This is a genomic window from Weissella sagaensis (genome assembly GCF_005405285.1).
GTDB lineage: Bacteria > Bacillota > Bacilli > Lactobacillales > Lactobacillaceae > Weissella > Weissella sagaensis.
Map to the genome: position 1 here is coordinate 1 of NZ_BJDT01000021.1, position 1,002 is coordinate 1,002.

Annotated in this window: 1 protein-coding gene; it reads left to right on the top strand. The window is 41.0% G+C overall.

What is annotated here, in order from left to right; genetic code table 11:
* Window positions 1-76: 76 nt before the first annotated feature.
* Window positions 77-1,002 (top strand): IS1380 family transposase (locus FFM55_RS09710; protein WP_240006029.1); only part of this gene is annotated, 926 nt, incomplete at its 3' end.

Consider the following 1,002-nt stretch of genomic DNA (forward strand, 5'->3'; position numbering starts at 1 on the left):
TCAAAAAGTATTACCTAGCAACCCTTTAGTTGCAGTTTCAGACAATGGGGCACCAATTACCTCGGATGGTGGCAACGTGCTGCTTAGTATGTTTCTGAATTCACCTGTAGTTTCCAGGCTCTTTAATAACGTTGAATTCAACGATAATCGCAAAAATCCACGCTATGCTAAGGTAGAATTGTTATTGCAAATGCTCATTCAAGTTATCGAAGGTTATCGCAACGACGACGTTGCAGATTACTTGACCCAAGATATCGAACATCGACTTGTTTATGCGCAAAACATGGCATCTCAACCAACTATTTCCAGATTTCTATCACATCTCACGAACGAAGACATTGATGAGCTACAAGAATTAAATCGTCGTATTGTCTCTTTAATTGATGAAAGATCAGCCAACGCTGAACTGGTGCTAGATTTGGATTCAACCTACTTTGAGACCTTTGGTCATCAAGAAAAAATTGGTTTTAATTATCACTACTTGAACGTTGGTTACCATCCGCTTATCATGACCGATGCTTTAACTGGAAGCGTGCGTCAGGTATCGTTGCGAAGTGGCAATACCTATACCGGTAATGGTGCAACTGAATTTGTGCAAGGGTATCTGTCAACTAGTCTATCCGCTCAACATCAGACAATTATTTTGCGTGGTGACAGTGGCTTCGCCACGCCAGACTTGATGGAAACATTAGAAGGCAACAATATTTTTTATACCATCCGATTGAAGTCAAATCCTCGATTAAAGTGTATAGCACTTGATGGACGATATGTTAATTTCGATAATCTTTTGATGATTGAAGGTCAGTTGACGACCGATGAATTTGAGTATCAAGCCGCCTCATGGGACAAAGCACGTCGTGTTATCGTTTTAAATGATGAACATGGCGGTACACAGTTCATCGTCACTAACCTAAGTCTTCCACAAAAAGACATCGTCCGTGTTTACCGCAAGCGTGCGGCGATTGAAGATATTATTCGCGAGCTTAAAGGTGGATTTGCCTT